Raw genomic sequence first — 14,291 nt, forward strand, 5'->3', positions numbered from 1 at the left:
AGCTATTGAAGATAGCCTGAAATTGTAGGACGTCGCACGTCATGCAGAAGCTGAAGCGGTCCCAGAAAACTGGACAGTTAGCTAAGGTGTATCCCAAACCTATGAAGGGATACGAAAATGGCGAAGCGCCGGAATTTTACAGATCAGTTTAAGGCCAAGGTGGCTTTGGAAGCACTGCGTGGCGACAAGACCGTGCAGGAGATTGCAGCGAAGCATCAGTTGCATCCAAATCAGGTCAGCACATGGAAGCGGCAAGGTATCGACGGGATGGCCGACGTTTTCTCAGGCGGCAAGCAGAGCGGGCCGACAGAAGCAGAAATCAAAGAACTGCATGCCAAGATCGGGAGGTTGGCGGTCGAGAACGATTTTTTGTCCGCAGGGCTGAAGCGATGAGCCCGGCAAAGAAACGCGCTATGATCGAGCGAGATCACCCTGAGCTGAGCATTAGCCAGCAGTGCAAACTGGTGCGGCTGTCGCGTTCGGCGTTTTATTACACGTCTGTCGGGATCAACGCGGATACGCTGGCCATGATGAAAGAGATTGACCGGGTCTTCACCAAATATCCGTTCTTCGGCAGTCGTCAGATCGCTGCTTATCTACGAAGAGAGGGCACAGTTGTAGGGCGGCATCGCGTCAGACGATTAATGACGACGATGGGGCTAGAGGCGATCTACAAACGCCCCAGAACCAGCCAGCCGCATCCGCAGCATCCCGTCTATCCGTACTTGCTTAGAAAGATGGTAATAGACCGCCCGAACCACGTCTGGTGCGCAGATATTACCTTCGTGCCGGTCAAGAACGGCTTCCTCTACTTGGTGGCGATCATGGATTGGGCCACGCGCAAAGTGCTAAGCTGGCGGCTATCGAATACGATGCACGCGGACTTCTGTGTCGAAGCGCTGAACGAGGCCATCGCCAAATACGGCCCGCCCGAGATATGCAATACGGATCAAGGCTCACAGTTCACCGGATCAGCCTGGATCACGACGCTGACGGATGCAGGCGTGCGTATCTCGATGGATGGGCGGGGTCGTTACCTCGACAACATCTTTATCGAGCGGCTGTGGCGCTCCCTGAAACAGGAGGCGATCTATCTCGAAGAAATCAATGACGGGTTCCAGGCCCGACGCGTCATCAAGGATTGGTTAGCATTCTACAATACCGAGCGGCCACATTCCGCGCTTGATCGGCTCACGCCAGACGACGCATATTGGGCAGGCTTGGAAGAGCAAAAAGCAGCATGAAACCTAAAACCGATACACCTTAGAAACGCTGCAAACCTGTCCAAAATACTGGGACCACTTCAGTCCCGGCTGATACCGAAATCCCGGGCAATCTGGCGCCCGCTCAAGCCATCTTGGAAGTGAGCCTGACGCACCTTCAAATACAAGTCCACGGTGAATATCCCCAAGCCCTCCCGAAATCCGAAAGGGCAAAAGTGGCCGACTTTTACGCCGCCCGCGACACCACAGCGGCGCTGCTACCGTGGCCGAGTATTGCTCCGCCGTTCACAATTATAGGGGGGGGTGACCGACTTCGCCAACTTTGCGGCCGACCAGGCTACTAAAAACCTCACGGCTTTTGCCGAGATCACTCGCAAAGCACAGACCGAAGCTGTTGAACTGCTTGTTGCCGCTGGCAAAGAAGCGTCGAATGAGGCTGCTGCTGCCGTTCAGAAGGCCGCAAATGATGCAACCAAATCTGCAAAAAAAGCTGCTGCTGCCTAAGCATTTGAGATCTACATTCAAACGCGAGTTGGACGGCCGGCGTATAGACAGCTTGCCGTCCGATTTCCTTTGTACAATCGTTTGATAGGGATGCTCAACGAACTCGAATTCAAAGGTATGACAGGTTCTCAGTATTCAGCGAAAAGGCAAGATAAATTAACATAAGATTGACTTTCGGATTCCTTGGGGTGTAGCCGCAAAGCTAAAATGTCACCCATGAGCAATTCAGGAATGTCACTCTCCCTTCTTAGACTAAGGGAGATAGTGCATGGGATGGGTGGTTATGAGCGAGCGCGAGCTGAAGCGCGTGGAGGTTTTGGCGCAGGTCGATGATGGGCGGTTGAGCGTCGATAATGCAGCAAACATGCTGGCACTGACGCGCCGGCAGGTTTTCCGGTTGTTGAAGCTTTATCGTCAGGATGGCGCGTCGGGGATCCGACATAAGGCGCGCGGGAAGCCTCCAAACAATCGTATCCACAAAGCCAAACGGGATTACGCGCTGTCGCTGATCAAAGAGAACTATCCCGACTTTGGGCCGACCCTGACGGCGGAGATGCTGGCCGAGCATCATGGGTTTGAAGTCTCGCGCGAGACGGTTCGCAAGTGGATGTCCGGTGCCGGTCTTTGGCTCTCGCGCAAACAGCGCCGGACATTTCATCAACCCAGACTTCGCCGAGAGTGTTTCGGCGAGCTCATTCAGATAGACGGCTCGGAGCACCGCTGGTTCGAGGATCGGGGCGATCCCTGCACCCCGCTCGTCTTCATTGACGATGCGACCAGCACGCTCATGGAACTGCGCTTCGTCACGTCTGAGAACACCTTCAGCTACTTCGAAGCATTGGAACGCTATCTAACGACGCATGGCCGCCCGTCGCGTTCTACAGCGACAAGCACACGGTCTTTCGCGTGCCAAAACCCAGCGAGCACATGACCGGCATGACCCAGTTCGGGCGTGCTCTGGCAGAGCTGCAGATCGAGATTCTCTGCGCCAATACCAGCCAGGCCAAGGGCCGCGTGGAACGTGCGAACCGGACGTTACAGGACCGCCTGGTCAAAGAGCTGCGCATCGCAGGCATCTCCAACATGGAGGACGGCAACGCGTTCCTCCCTGGCTTCATGGCGCGCTATAACGACAGGTTCGCAAAGCCCGCTGCCCGTCCGGACAATCTGCACCGTGCCTTGAACGCCGCACCGGATCGGCTGGCCGAGATCTTCTGTCTGCGCAACAAACGCTATGTCAGCAAGGACCTGACCCTGAAGTACGACCACAAACGCATCCGGCTGGAGGTCAACGATCTGACGCGCGGTCTGGTTGGTACATACGCCGACACCTACGAATTCCCAGACGGGCGCATCCAGGTTCGGCACAATGGCATCGCCCTGCCCTGCACCATCTTCAATCCACATCAGCAGCGCGTCACGCACGCCGCGATAACAGACTACAAACATCTCAGCTCGGTCCTCGCCCATATCAAGGCTGAGCAGGACAAGGCCGCCGCCAGAGCCGAGGTGCACCCGGAAAGTGCCAGAAACGGATACCGGAAGAACGGACGCCGCAACAACGGCTGGAACACCCTCGCAGACCGCAAGCGAAACGCGGACCGCAAAGCCAGCCAGGGCTCCGATAATTGAGGTCTCCGCCCTGTCAGGCTTTGCTCACGTCGCTACCAGTGGTGACACTTCTGCTTTGCCAACCCGGTGACATTTCTACTTGGTTGCAACATTGGGGAAGTACACAATTTCTTAACATAAACTTCATTATGCGTATTTATACTTAGTGTTGCGATAGTATATTTTCATATGTATGCTGATCCCTGTCACAGAGGGTCCTTAGCATGCGTCATCTACTCAAGAAGCTCCTCCCCTCGGTTGCAGTCGCTTTGACTGTGACAAGTTCTTCGCTGCCGATGCCCGCCCGCGCGCAGACCTACCCGATCGATTGTGCGATCCTCCTGTGCCTGTCTGGCGGCTGGCCTGATTCAGTCCCTTGCGCCAGAGCTCGCGCCGAGTTCATCCGGCGGATTACGCCCTGGCCGGTGGAACCGCCACTGCAAATCTGGCGCTGTCCCATGGGCGCGTCCTATGAGACCTCTCCTTCATCAAACAGTGCAGACCGCATCTTTGAAGCGTTCTTCCAGAACAAAAGCGCTGGACCGCAACAGTCTTTTCCAGCGCAAGATGCCGCTACCCGGATTGAGGCTGCTTGGCGCACTCCAGAAGCCCCTATTAACTTTGTACTCGCCGATAGGGCCGCCCAGCTCGTTCAAGATCGCGCGGACATCGATATCAGCGGACCTGAGTTCAATTTCGTGCGGTCAATTCGCGTTTTTAATGTCCAGTACGCAAGACAATACCAGGCTGGAAGCGAAGGAGATTGCGAACGTAGCGCCAACGTTGTTCTTGGCACATATGGAACGCAAGGTGAGTTCGCTTGGCAAAGAACTTCCATCACTGCCCTCCCCACCGCTCATATTGGTCTCGAAAGATGGGGTCAAAATTGCCCCGGCATCTATCACCGCTCAGTATTCGTCGATTGGCGTGACTATGAAGGCAACTACGGCTTTGAGCAGGTGAACTACTAGCGCCGATAAAGAAAGTGTTGGCATTCATCCGTGTCGACCTAAGTGTTCGGAGCTACTCAATCACCGGACGTTCGCTGCTGTCGATACCAAGGTCAGCTGAGCGGACCTAGCCGACCTTGCGTAATTTTGAATCGACGGCCGGTTTCGGTGCATCGCGACACCCGCCGATGAAGTCGGTTTGAGATTGATCCGGTGTATGCATCGCGTCAAACTAGCAAGAGCAGCCGTTCGAGCAAATTTTAGCGAAATTCACCTTCAGATGATTGAGTTGCAGGACAGAGTTGCGGTTTGCGAAGCAAAAACTTACGGCTGCATTACTCGCGTAGCCCGTCGCCAAAACCATCCTTCATCAGAGCGTCCAGCATTGGACAGGCTGCGGTTCCATCGTCGCAATTCTTGGAAAGGCTCAAGAGCGCTTCTCTGAGGCGAGTGAGGTTCTCTATCTTCGCGTTTATTTCACCCAAATGGTCCTCAGCCATGGTCTTCGCTTCACCACAGGATCGGCCCTTTTGTGCAGTGAGCGATAGAAAAGTCTGTATGATTGAGATCGGAAAGCCCAAATCGCGACAGCGGCGCACGAACCTGAGTTTGGCAATCTCAGCGGACGAGTACAGCCGACGTCCACCTGCTGATCGCCCCGGCTTCGGAACAATCCCCTCTCGTTCATAGTAGCGGATCGTTTCGATGTTCACGCCGCTTTGTTCCGACGCTTTGCCGATGGTGAACATTTTGCTTGCTCCTGTAGTCACTACAGGAAGTAGAAAAGCAAAATGGATTTGAATGCAAATCAACAACCGGTGGCGAACTCTGGCGTTGCTTCCAGGCTTGTGATGCCCTTCGCAGCACTTCTGGCGCTGTTTTCGGCGTCGTGCTGTGTTTTGCCTATCGGCCTTTCGATACTGGGCCTAGGTGGTTCATGGCTCACCATGCTTGGGCCATTCGTCGCTTACCGGGACTTCATTCTTGTCGGAGTCGCGATTGCCCTCGTTTGGGCATGGTATCGGGTGCTTCGGCGCAGGCCATGTGCAACGCGCAGGCGGTCCACAATCGTCTGGACTACAGTCGCGTCCATCGCCTTTCTGGTCGCGCTATCTTCGCCCATGTGGGAAGCATCCGCACAGCGTTTTATGTGGGATTTGTGGAGATCGACACAATGAAGAACAAACTATTGGCCCTAGGAGTGGGTGGCACGATCTTGGCCGCGCTCTGTTGCTTCACACCGTTACTGCCGGTCGTACTGACAGCGCTTGGCCTGACGGGCTTACTTGGCGTTGTTTACAACGATGCCGTTTTGCTGCCGATATTGGCAGGATTTCTAATTCTGACGGGGTACGCGCTATGGCGACAGAAGAAACAAAAGTAGTGCTGCAATCTACTCTCACCTGTCCAAATTGCGGACACGTCGAAACTGAGACTATGCCGACAGATGCTTGCCAATGGTTCTATGAATGCAAGTCATGTCAGTCAGTCTTGAAACCGCTCGAGGGGGATTGCTGCGTCTATTGTTCTTACGCAACTGTTCCATGTCCGCCGATTCAAGAAGGTAAGTCCTGCTGCGCCTAGGGGCGATTCAGGCCTCGCGCAGCTGAAGGGTCAACGAACCTTCGAAAAGCCTCTTAGCGAGGCGGCTCAGATAAAACGACGGGTTGACGCCATATACTCTTCAAAATCAGACCCGTATTGCTTCTTGAGCCACGGTTCTTCCGCGAATGGCGCAGCTACCAAAACCAAGATCGAAGCCGTTCCAATAATGAGCGTTGATGGTGCTGCAGAAAGTATCATCCATCCACCAACAATCGCGATATCGGCCAAGTACTGAGGATTGCGAGAGTAACGATACATGCCAGCGGTCCTCAGCGTACCTTTCGCGCCGCCCGTTTGCGGAACCCCGAAATGAGCGACTTCAGACCAGACGACAACATTGCCGAACACAATGAGCGGTATCCCGACCCCGAAACGCAGCCAGGTGGGAAACGCCAGATCACCCCAGCCCAAGATGCCAAGCATGATCAGAATGCCAAACAACGAAAACGTTGGCACCCAGACCAGAATTGGTGTGATCGACGTGTAGCGCTTGGGCGGCCAGATACGACGCTCGGGGAAAGCGATTGACCAAAGGATCGAAGCAAGTGTCAGCGCAGCAATTCCCAGACCTAAGTAAATCAAGATGACTTCTATCATTATCTGGTCTCCTCATGCCCATAGAGCTGCGCTCCATCGTGTGCATTCCCCAGATCCTCCAATTCGAGAGTGGAGTGCCGGATGCCGAACTCTTCGGCGAGGCGCGCTTTCACTGCCGCTTTGATCCCTTCGCCGAATGCGCCATCAGCGGTCACGACATGGCAATCTAGCGCCGCCTCATTCTCTTGCATCTGCCACAGATGAACATGGTGGACATCATGCACACCATCGACGTCGCTGATTGCAGCAACAACGGCATCATTGTCGATGTTGGGTGGGCTTCCGAGCATCAGGATACGAATAGGGCCACCGATTTCGGTAACTGCAAGGTAGAGGATGTAGAGCGCGATGCCGATCGTGATCGCCGGATCGACCCACCACATGTTATAGAGCAGGATGAGCGAGCCGCCGATAATTACGGCAACAGAAGCCAGTGCGTCAGACAGGTTATGCAGGAAGAGCGCCCGAATGTTGACGCTGCCCTTTTGCATCGAATAGGTCAGCAGCGCTGTCAACGTGTCCACGACCAGCGCCACCGAACCAAGGATCACTACTGTCCAACCGGCCACTTCGGTCGGTTCGATCAAACGCATTCCGCCTTCGTAGATGAGATAGAAGCCAACGAGGATGAGGGTGGTGTAGTTGATCAAGGCAGCCACAACTTCGATCCGGCCATAGCCGAATGTCATGCGCTCGTCCGCAGGGCGTCTTGCGATTTTCCGAGCTGCAAAAGCGATCACCAAGGATGCCATGTCCGAGAAATTGTGGAGCGCATCTGCAATAAGCGCGAGGCTGCCCGACAAGATCCCGCCGACGATCTGCGCGACCGTCAGAAGCGCGTTGGCCCAGATCGCGATAGAGACACGGCGGTCGCCAGAAGCGGGATCAATATGCGCGTGACCGTGATCATGAGGCATGACGGGACTCCTCGTGCTTATGATTGGGCAACGCCAAGCCAGGTATTTGCGGCACGTTACCGGACCTGATCCGCCGCACGCGGGTATTCATCCAATGGCGTATGATATGGCGATACAATATGCCCTTTACGAAGCTAAACGACTGCTGATGAGCGGCGTAGAACTCGTCGGGTGCGTCGAAAGTGCCAAAGTCCTGAGCGATGCCTGTCTCCTGGATGTAGGTATCGCCCCCTGTCCATTCTACCGGCGGAGCCTGCAGACAATCGGTTCCCGCCCCATAACCGCAGAGGCTGGGTGAATCGGTAAATGCGGATTGGAGCGCCAATAGAAACTCTGCATCCAGAATGAACCCTTCGAGGTTCGCCCAACCCATCTCGGTCTCCACCTCAACCCATGAGTGGACGATCTCATTGGGGGCAAGAGGATAAACGAGCTCTGGTACAACGCCCCGTTGCAGTTCTTTGTGGATCGTGAACCCGTGAAGGCGACACCGCACACCTACCGCGCGCAACAAGGCCATAAGTAACGTGCCCTTGGTATTGCACTGACCAAAACCGTCATCGAGGACGTCGGCCGCCGGGATATCGTCTGCGCGGTTGTACCCAAAGGCAATTTCATTGCGGACAAAATCGTAGACGGCGCCGATCCGATCATGTTGGGAAAGGGCTTTCCACCCTCGGTCCTCGATCAGTTGTGTAATCGACGGGTGGTTGAAGTTTAGGATTGGGGTTGTTGCCAACAGCCGATCACCAGCGCTCATTTTTATCTCCTCGAATCGCCTTTGAGATAGATGTAATTGCTACAGTGACTTTAGGTTCAAGTGTTCTCTTCGTTTTAGTAGCTTGAGAGCCGTGGAAACGGTTAAGCCCCTATTTCATTGTGATCGGTCAGGCACTCAGAATGATCGCGCAAAACCTCGAGAACCTTGCAGTCCGCTGTATTGCCTCCGCTGCATTCGTGGATCATGCGCTTTAATTCTGTGCGCAGCGCTTTCAGCCGATCCATTTTTAGTTCTACCTGCTTGAGTTGCCGCCGGGCGATGGAATCCGCCTCATGGCAAGAGCGGTCGGGATTATCACTGAGATCGAGAAGCTCGCGGATCGCTTCAAGGGGAAACCCCAACTGGCGTGCGTGCCGGATAAAGGACAAGCGGTCAACTTCCGCATCCCCGTAGCGCCGCTGCCCGCCTTCGGTGCGACCTGGTTCGGGCATCAGGCCGATCTGTTCGTAATACCGGACAGTCTGAACTTTTGTTCCGGTCTTCTTTCCCAAACTTCCAATTGTCAGCATGTGACCTCCATATCTATAGCGTTGGTAGCTATAGCTATTGGCATCCGCAAGCCAGCACCCTAATCACAGATCCGTGACACGCCGCCGCAATGCCGAAAAACAACTTGAACCTCTAGCAACTAGAACATTTAGACCGCTTTAAAAATGGGCGGAATCGGGCGCAATACAACCAATGAAATTTTCTACGTTACAAAAAATGCTTTGGGGACTTACCGCGATCGTGGTTGTTGGGTCCATTTTTTTGCAGTTTTCTATCAGAGAAGAACAGCGCGCTGATGCGCCCGCGTTCCAAGCTGACTTCGAACTGACCGATCACCGAGGCATAGTGCAGACGGACGAAGACTTCGCAGGGCGCTGGTTGCTCGTCTTCTTCGGCTTTGCGAATTGCCCCGATGTGTGCCCCACGACCTTGGCAGAGGTTGCCGCTGTCATGGATGCGCTCGGCTCCGATGCCGCCAAAGTCCAGCCGCTCTTTATCTCGATTGACCCCGAACGTGATACGCCCGAAAAACTGGCAGAGTTCGTTCCGGCTTTCGAGGCAGATATAGTAGGCCTCACCGGCACGGCCGATCAGATCAAGCGAACATCGGAAACCTTCCGCGTGTACTTTGAGAAGATCGAGGAAGCCGCTTCGCCCAATGGATACACGATGGGACATTCCTCCCAGCTGTTCCTATTTGATCCCCAAGGCGGATATGTCGGGGCTTGGACATATGGCACATCAGCTGAAGAGATTGTTTCCGATCTAAGGGCGAGGATGTAGATATGAGCCGAGTGATGGCAAAAGATTCGGCTCTTGCCGCCGCCTGGATCGTGGCTTTGGGGAGTTCCTTAGCAGTGCTCTATATTGGTGAGGTTCTGGGTCAGGCACCTTGCAATCTGTGCTGGTTTCAGCGCGCTTTCATGTTCCCCTTAGTAATCGTTCTTGGCCTCGGTCTCTGGTGGGAGGATCATCGGGTCGGCCGCTACGGCGTTGCGCTCGCCATTGGCGGGGCCGCCATCGCGCTTTGGCATCTTGGACTTTACACAGGCATCCTTCCGGAACCCATCAAACCCTGCACCGAGACTGGCCCGTCTTGTACCGGCGATAACCAGTTATTCCTTGGCGTCCCAATTCCGCTCTTGGCGCTCATAGCCTTCGCTCTGATCGCACTCTTTTCGTTAATCTCCCTGAAGGAGCCCCGCACGTGAAAAGTAAATCAATCGTTCTAGTCGCATTAGCTGCAGGTCTCGCAATATTTGCGGCCGCTGCCTGGAATCAATCCCGCACTGCACCAGTTGCCGTGGTCGAACCGCTTCAATCCGAGCAAACAGAGGCGCTGATGCGTCCCTATTCTCCCATCATGGGACCCGAGGACGCCCCCGTCACAATCGTGGAATTTTTCGATCCCGCCTGCGAAGCCTGCCGTGCTTTCTATCCGATCATAAAGGACATCATGGCTGAGCACGGCGATCAGGTTCGCGTCGTTCTTCGATACACCCCGTTTCATGGCCCGGCGTCAGAAGAGGCGATCAGGGTAATGGAAGCGGCACGCATGCAGGGTGTCTTTATCCCGGTCAAAGAAGCGATCCTAGAACAACAGCCACGCTGGGCGTCGCACGGTGAACCTGCGCCGGGTTTGCTCCTTAGTATTGCGGAACAGGCTGGCCTTGACGTTGAAGCGGCCCAAGACCAAATGAGGGCGCCGCAAACTGTTGCAATCCTTAATCAGGACCGCGCAGACGTTGAAACGATGGAGATCCGTGGCACCCCCACTTTCTTTGTAAACGGCAAACCTCTTGATCCCTTCGGCGCCGACGAGTTGCGCGCCCTCGTTGCTGCGGAAGTCGCTGCGCATGAATCCTGAACAATTGGCTATTAGGAACAAACCCATGAAATCAACTGCCTACATCGCCATCGCATTCAGCCTCTTAATTGGGTTGCCCGCCTCTGCTGTGGCGGATTCCGGCGACATTGTAGTCGAAGACGCATGGGCCCGCGCTTCTATCGGCACCAACCGCCCAGGCGCAGCTTACATGATCCTGCGCAACACGGGTTCTGACCCGGTGACATTGGTCGGGCTGGAAACCCCATTGGCCATGATGCCGGACATCCACGAAACCACGACTGATTTAAATGGTGTCAGTTCCATGGGCCCTGTCGGTGAAATCACCATTCTTCCGGGCGAAAGTGTTTCGCTGGAACCGGGCGGCATGCATGCCATGTTGATGCGCTTGCAAACCAAGATGGTCGAAGGGGAGACCTTTCCGCTGACACTGAACTTTGCTGATGGCGGGACGCTGAACGTTGATGTGCCTATTCTTGGCATTGCCGCCCGCGGGCCGGAGGGCTGATGAACCGGCGCACGCTCCTTACTTTTGGCGCAGCCGTGAGCGGCGTTGTTGCGCTAACGCTGTTCATCGGCTGGTGGCAGGTTGATGGGCCGGGTGCGCCTGAGCCGGTGGCTCAGCGACCTTTGCCGCTTACCCAAATGGAATTCCAGATGACCAACCAGGACGGGGCAACCGTTGGACCTGCGTCACTTATCGGTAATCCATCAATGGTGTTTTTCGGCTTCACATATTGCCCTGATGTGTGCCCCACCACATTGTCGGACATCTCTGGTTGGCTCGACGATCTTGGCGATGAGGTTGCGGACCTGAATGTCGTATTCATCACGGTAGACCCAGAACGCGATACCGTGGACGCCATGGCCGACTATATCAGCTATTTTCACCCTGCCATCCAAGGCTGGAGCGGAACGCTGGATACGACGGCACGGGCAGCGGCGGGCTTCCGCGCACGATATGAAAAAGTCGCCACGGAGGGCGGCGACTATGCAATGAACCATACGGCAAGCGTCTTTCTCTTTGATGCTGAGGGGCAGTTTTCCGGCACGATAGATTACCATGAACAACGGGAATTCGCGGTGCCAAAAATCCGCCGCGTCCTGACAATGGAAGAAGAAACATCATGAAGTTGAGGTATCCTGCCTTTGGTGTCTTAGGCGCTACTTTAGTCCTAACGCTAATCTTGGCATCCCAGACCAACTGGGGAACGTCCCGGGCACCCGATGCAATTGCTGTGGCGTCGAATTGGCAGCCCGTTCCCTTGCGACAGCCATCTATGTCGCTGCAAACGGAGGCACCCTCCTGGAGCACGATTGCGGCAGCTGACAAAGTCATTTGGTCCTCAGAACCGCCGGAGCCCCTAGCTTACGACAGAGCATTTTTGGAAACGGCCTCGCCAGTGGTATCCTGGTCGGGCACCTTGTCCTCGGGTGAAACCTTAGATGCATTGCTGTCTGCGGCGGGCCTTTCTGCTGGTGATCGCGCCGAAGTAGCTCTGGCCATGGCGGCAGAATATGACCTGCGCAAGCTTAGACCCGGATATGGCATCGAGATTGAAACTTCCGTTTCCGGATCGCTGAGACGAGCCGTATTGTCTGTTGACGAAGGCGTCCAAATCGAAGCGGTTTTCACAGATGAGACCGCCACTCGGAGAATACTGCCTGAGCCTGATTTGGTGCTGCGGGCGGCAGATACGACGGTGCAAAACTCGATTTCGGCAACTCTTGCATCGGCAGATGTTCCCGCTCGGTTTGCCGTAGACTTGGCTGAGATGTTGGGGGGGACTGTAGACTTCCGGCGTGATTTGAAAGGCGACGAACCGTTGCAATTGATGTGGCGTGAAGCCAGGCTCAGCGACCAAATTATCGGACAACCTCACCTGTCCTTCGCTGCGCTGACCATCGACGAAACCCGTTATGAGATCGTGTGGCCGGACGACAACTCTGGAAACGCGACAATTTTTGTCGATGGAGAAGTGTTGCGCGTGTTCGCGCAGCCTGTGAAGGGAGCGCGGTTGAGTTCGGTGTATGGCAACCGCAGACATCCGGTGTATGGAGATGTGCGCATGCATACAGGGGTCGATTTTGCAGCTCCGCATGGGACGCCCGTTTATGCCACCGCACCTGGAACTATCTCCTTTGTTGGCCGACGCGGCGGCTATGGACGCGTGGTCGAGATCGCGCATGGCTCGGACACTATGACCCGCTATGCCCATCTGAGTTTCGTGCCCGACGGTCTTTCGGTCGGAGATAGGGTTACAGCGGGTGAGGCTATCGGTCGCGTTGGCGCGACAGGAACTGCGACGGGTCCAAATCTGCATTATGAAGTGCGGGTGGATGGCCGACCCACAGATCCAATGTCGGAAGAACGGCTTGCCGAAGCGGCAAACGCAGAAGGAACCAATCCAGACATTGTAGCACGTCTTCATGAGAGCCGGGCCCAGTTTACTGGATTACTTGATTCGGATGTCGCTCAAACGATGTCGGAAAGGCTTTAGATAATGAAAAAACTCTCACTCTCCGCCTTGCTCACGCTCGCATTGGCTGGGCAATCGATTGCCCAAACGACCCCAATTGAAGTCGTTAAGACGAATGGTTGCGGTTGCTGCCTAGCGTGGATGAAACACCTCGAAGAAAACGGCTTCGAACCCACAGGTGAAGATATGTTTGCGGGCCTTTTTGTACGCTTCAAACTCGATAATGGCGTTCCGCAAAGAATGGTGTCCTGTCACACGGGTCTGGTAGAGGGCTACGTGATCGAGGGCCACGTGCCAGCAGATGATATTCGCAGGTTACTCAGCGAAAGGCCGGACGCAATAGGCCTCGCGGTGCCGGACATGCCACTTGGCTCACCTGGTATGGATCAGAGCCGCTGGCGTGAGGCCTACGACGTGTTTCTCATCAACAACGACGGGTCGACAGAAGTCTTCTCAAGCTATTCTGGCGATTGAAGCCATTTGAAACGAAAGATCTGAATTTGGACACTCTCTCCCCTATTATGCTCGGATTTCTGGGTAGTCTTGCCGCAGGCTCAATGACGGCCATTGGCGCAATACCCGTGCTTTTTGGTCGCGTGCCGTCTCGCGCTACCCGAGACCTGTCACTTGGTTTCGCGGCGGGCGTGATGCTTGCTGCATCCTTCTTTTCGCTGATTATTCCTGCTCTTGATGCGGCTGAATTGCGATATGTGAACGAGGCAGCACCGGCCGCAATTGTGTGTATTGCGATCCTTCTTGGGATGGGTGCCGTGGCACTCATGAACGAGAAACTACCGCATGAGCATTTCAGCACAGGTCGCGAAGGGCCTGAGGCAGCATCGCTCCGCAGGGTGTGGTTGTTCATCATCGCCATCACGATCCACAACTTTCCCGAAGGGCTGGCGGTGGGCGTCGGCTTTGGCGCAGACGGTGTGTCAGGCGGTATGCCGCTTGCCATCGGGATCGGGCTGCAGAATGCGCCCGAAGGTCTGGCCGTCGCGGTGTCACTGCTCGGCGAAGGGTATTCGAAAGTCCGGGCTTGGGGGATCGCCGCATTAACTGGCATGGTTGAACCCATTGGCGGACTTTTGGGTGCGGGGATCATCACGATCTCGGAACCGCTTCTCCCTTGGGGTTTGGCGTTTGCGGCAGGCGCGATGCTCTACGTTATCAGTCACGAGATCATTCCTGAAACCCACCGAAGCGGTCATCAGAACAAGGCCACGCTCGGCCTTGCGATCGGCTTGGTCATCATGCTGTTTTTGGACGTCTGGCTCGGGTAAAAAAC

18 protein-coding genes and 2 pseudogenes are annotated in these 14,291 nt (G+C 55.2%); 15 read left to right on the plus strand and 5 right to left on the minus strand.

The genetic code is table 11. From position 1 onward, the window contains the following. The first annotated feature begins 117 nt into the window (after positions 1-117). The 5 genes and pseudogenes from Z946_RS21980 (at position 118) to Z946_RS20355 (ending at position 4,309) form a co-directional block, all read left to right on the plus strand. Complete coding sequence (locus Z946_RS21980; RefSeq protein ID WP_025054176.1) at positions 118-393, plus strand: transposase; 276 nt, start codon at positions 118-120, stop codon at positions 391-393. Then, positions 306-1,244: pseudogene (locus Z946_RS0102530) on the plus strand (IS3 family transposase); the annotation flags it as partial. The gene Z946_RS21980 and the pseudogene Z946_RS0102530, both read left to right, overlap by 88 nt. Positions 1,245-1,526: 282 nt before the next feature. Next, positions 1,527-1,727, plus strand: a complete 201-nt coding sequence (locus Z946_RS0102535) for a hypothetical protein (protein WP_025054178.1) — start codon at positions 1,527-1,529, stop codon at positions 1,725-1,727. 268 nt (positions 1,728-1,995) lie between these two features. Further along, positions 1,996-3,359, plus strand: a pseudogene (locus tag Z946_RS20350) (ISNCY family transposase). A gap of 203 nt (positions 3,360-3,562) precedes the next feature. Then, a complete protein-coding gene (locus Z946_RS20355; RefSeq protein WP_025054179.1) occupies positions 3,563-4,309 on the plus strand; it encodes a hypothetical protein in 747 nt (248 codons plus the stop codon). Positions 4,310-4,623: 314 nt separating this feature from the next. On the opposite strand, the gene Z946_RS0102550 is transcribed toward Z946_RS20355, so the two are convergent. Further along, complete coding sequence (locus Z946_RS0102550; protein ID WP_025054180.1) at positions 4,624-5,037, minus strand: MerR family transcriptional regulator; 414 nt, start codon at positions 5,035-5,037, stop codon at positions 4,624-4,626. 266 nt (positions 5,038-5,303) lie between these two features. On the opposite strand from Z946_RS0102550, the gene merF reads away from it, so the two are divergent. Together merF and Z946_RS21760 are read left to right on the plus strand one after the other, a co-directional pair. Continuing rightward, complete coding sequence (gene merF / locus Z946_RS21930) at positions 5,304-5,672, plus strand: mercury resistance system transport protein MerF (RefSeq protein ID WP_306345465.1); 369 nt, start codon at positions 5,304-5,306, stop codon at positions 5,670-5,672. Continuing rightward, a complete protein-coding gene (locus Z946_RS21760; RefSeq protein ID WP_076400265.1) occupies positions 5,648-5,872 on the plus strand; it encodes a GDCCVxC domain-containing (seleno)protein in 225 nt (74 codons plus the stop codon). The genes merF and Z946_RS21760 overlap by 25 nt, the downstream gene beginning before the upstream one ends. A gap of 66 nt (positions 5,873-5,938) precedes the next feature. Here Z946_RS21760 and Z946_RS0102560 read toward each other — a convergent pair whose 3' ends face one another. The 4 genes from Z946_RS0102560 to Z946_RS0102575 all read right to left on the minus strand — a co-directional run bounded on the left by Z946_RS0102560 (position 5,939) and on the right by Z946_RS0102575 (position 8,697). Further along, positions 5,939-6,490, minus strand: coding sequence for a methyltransferase family protein (locus Z946_RS0102560; protein ID WP_025054181.1), 552 nt, complete (start codon positions 6,488-6,490; stop codon positions 5,939-5,941). Further along, positions 6,490-7,407 carry a cation diffusion facilitator family transporter gene (locus tag Z946_RS0102565; protein ID WP_025054182.1) on the minus strand — a complete coding sequence of 306 codons (918 nt, stop codon included), beginning with the start codon at positions 7,405-7,407 and terminating at the stop codon, positions 6,490-6,492. Before Z946_RS0102565 ends, Z946_RS0102560 begins: the two co-directional genes overlap by 1 nt. Then, entirely contained in the window at positions 7,397-8,167 is a 771-nt protein-coding gene (locus Z946_RS0102570) for a transglutaminase-like domain-containing protein (protein ID WP_025054183.1), read from the minus strand. The genes Z946_RS0102565 and Z946_RS0102570 overlap by 11 nt, the downstream gene beginning before the upstream one ends. Positions 8,168-8,268: 101 nt before the next feature. Continuing rightward, entirely contained in the window at positions 8,269-8,697 is a 429-nt protein-coding gene (locus Z946_RS0102575; RefSeq protein ID WP_025054184.1) for a MerR family transcriptional regulator, read from the minus strand. Positions 8,698-8,869: 172 nt separating this feature from the next. On the opposite strand from Z946_RS0102575, the gene Z946_RS0102580 reads away from it, so the two are divergent. The 8 genes from Z946_RS0102580 to Z946_RS0102615 all read left to right on the plus strand — a co-directional run bounded on the left by Z946_RS0102580 (position 8,870) and on the right by Z946_RS0102615 (position 14,286). Further along, complete coding sequence (locus Z946_RS0102580; RefSeq protein ID WP_037969025.1) at positions 8,870-9,460, plus strand: SCO family protein; 591 nt, start codon at positions 8,870-8,872, stop codon at positions 9,458-9,460. Between the two features lie 2 nt (positions 9,461-9,462). After that, on the plus strand, positions 9,463-9,888 hold the full coding sequence (locus tag Z946_RS0102585; protein WP_025054186.1) for a disulfide bond formation protein B: 426 nt from the start codon (positions 9,463-9,465) through the stop codon (positions 9,886-9,888). Further along, entirely contained in the window at positions 9,885-10,544 is a 660-nt protein-coding gene (locus Z946_RS0102590) for a DsbA family protein (RefSeq protein ID WP_025054187.1), read from the plus strand. The genes Z946_RS0102585 and Z946_RS0102590 overlap by 4 nt, the downstream gene beginning before the upstream one ends. 25 nt (positions 10,545-10,569) lie before the next feature. Next, positions 10,570-11,031, plus strand: coding sequence for a copper chaperone PCu(A)C (locus tag Z946_RS0102595; RefSeq protein WP_025054188.1), 462 nt, complete (start codon positions 10,570-10,572; stop codon positions 11,029-11,031). After that, a complete protein-coding gene (locus Z946_RS0102600; protein ID WP_025054189.1) occupies positions 11,031-11,654 on the plus strand; it encodes an SCO family protein in 624 nt (207 codons plus the stop codon). Before Z946_RS0102595 ends, Z946_RS0102600 begins: the two co-directional genes overlap by 1 nt. A gap of 149 nt (positions 11,655-11,803) precedes the next feature. Next, a complete protein-coding gene (locus tag Z946_RS0102605) occupies positions 11,804-13,024 on the plus strand; it encodes a M23 family metallopeptidase (protein ID WP_234969169.1) in 1,221 nt (406 codons plus the stop codon). A 3-nt stretch (positions 13,025-13,027) separates the two neighbouring features. Next, a complete protein-coding gene (locus tag Z946_RS0102610; protein WP_025054191.1) occupies positions 13,028-13,477 on the plus strand; it encodes a DUF411 domain-containing protein in 450 nt (149 codons plus the stop codon). Between the two features lie 26 nt (positions 13,478-13,503). Continuing rightward, positions 13,504-14,286, plus strand: coding sequence for a ZIP family metal transporter (locus tag Z946_RS0102615; protein ID WP_025054192.1), 783 nt, complete (start codon positions 13,504-13,506; stop codon positions 14,284-14,286). The last annotated feature ends 5 nt before the right edge of the window (positions 14,287-14,291 follow it).

It is taken from the genome of Sulfitobacter noctilucicola (assembly GCF_000622385.1).
Classification (GTDB): domain Bacteria; phylum Pseudomonadota; class Alphaproteobacteria; order Rhodobacterales; family Rhodobacteraceae; genus Sulfitobacter; species Sulfitobacter noctilucicola.

Coding starts and splice junctions, on each gene's coding strand:
- Z946_RS21760 (WP_076400265.1), top strand. CDS start 5,648: ATGGCGACAGAAGAAACAAAAGTAGTGCTGCAATCTACTCTCACCTGT.
- Z946_RS0102550 (WP_025054180.1), bottom strand. CDS start 5,037: ATGTTCACCATCGGCAAAGCGTCGGAACAAAGCGGCGTGAACATCGAA.
- Z946_RS0102595 (WP_025054188.1), top strand. CDS start 10,570: ATGAAATCAACTGCCTACATCGCCATCGCATTCAGCCTCTTAATTGGG.
- Z946_RS0102605 (WP_234969169.1), top strand. CDS start 11,804: ATGTCGCTGCAAACGGAGGCACCCTCCTGGAGCACGATTGCGGCAGCT.
- Z946_RS0102585 (WP_025054186.1), top strand. CDS start 9,463: ATGAGCCGAGTGATGGCAAAAGATTCGGCTCTTGCCGCCGCCTGGATC.
- Z946_RS0102580 (WP_037969025.1), top strand. CDS start 8,870: ATGAAATTTTCTACGTTACAAAAAATGCTTTGGGGACTTACCGCGATC.
- Z946_RS0102575 (WP_025054184.1), bottom strand. CDS start 8,697: ATGCTGACAATTGGAAGTTTGGGAAAGAAGACCGGAACAAAAGTTCAG.
- Z946_RS0102570 (WP_025054183.1), bottom strand. CDS start 8,167: ATGAGCGCTGGTGATCGGCTGTTGGCAACAACCCCAATCCTAAACTTC.
- merF (WP_306345465.1), top strand. CDS start 5,304: ATGGTATCGGGTGCTTCGGCGCAGGCCATGTGCAACGCGCAGGCGGTC.
- Z946_RS0102600 (WP_025054189.1), top strand. CDS start 11,031: ATGAACCGGCGCACGCTCCTTACTTTTGGCGCAGCCGTGAGCGGCGTT.
- Z946_RS21980 (WP_025054176.1), top strand. CDS start 118: ATGGCGAAGCGCCGGAATTTTACAGATCAGTTTAAGGCCAAGGTGGCT.
- Z946_RS20355 (WP_025054179.1), top strand. CDS start 3,563: ATGCGTCATCTACTCAAGAAGCTCCTCCCCTCGGTTGCAGTCGCTTTG.
- Z946_RS0102560 (WP_025054181.1), bottom strand. CDS start 6,490: ATGATAGAAGTCATCTTGATTTACTTAGGTCTGGGAATTGCTGCGCTG.
- Z946_RS0102610 (WP_025054191.1), top strand. CDS start 13,028: ATGAAAAAACTCTCACTCTCCGCCTTGCTCACGCTCGCATTGGCTGGG.
- Z946_RS0102565 (WP_025054182.1), bottom strand. CDS start 7,407: ATGCCTCATGATCACGGTCACGCGCATATTGATCCCGCTTCTGGCGAC.